This is a genomic window from Bacillus sp. GbtcB10, from assembly GCF_019091365.1.
Taxonomy (GTDB): domain Bacteria; phylum Bacillota; class Bacilli; order Bacillales; family Bacillaceae; genus Bacillus; species Bacillus altitudinis.
The window spans coordinates 1-320 of sequence record NZ_JAGXJP010000055.1; the positions used below are offsets into that span (position 1 = coordinate 1).

General features: G+C 37.2%; 1 pseudogene. It reads left to right on the forward strand.

The features are described from left to right. Positions 1–320: pseudogene (gene dacF / locus KVT11_RS19630) on the forward strand (serine-type D-Ala-D-Ala carboxypeptidase DacF); the annotation flags it as partial.

Consider the following 320-nt stretch of genomic DNA (forward strand, 5'->3'; position numbering starts at 1 on the left):
GCTGAAAAGAATGGGATGCGTGTTATTTCAGTTGTTATGGGAGCACCTACATCGAAAGAACGGAACAATCAAGTAACGAAGCTTCTTGACTACGCATTTGGTCAATATATGACAAAGAAATTGTATACACGAGGCGAAAAAATTAAGACTGTCCAAGTAGGAAAAGGGAAAAAAGAAAAAGTAGATTTAGTTGCGTCAGATAATGTATCTCTTCTTATGAAGAAGGGCGAAAATATGGACAAGGTAAAGCAAGAAGTAATTGCTGAAAAGAAAGTGAAAGCACCAATTAAAAAGGGCGATGCGCTTGGTACACTTGTTAT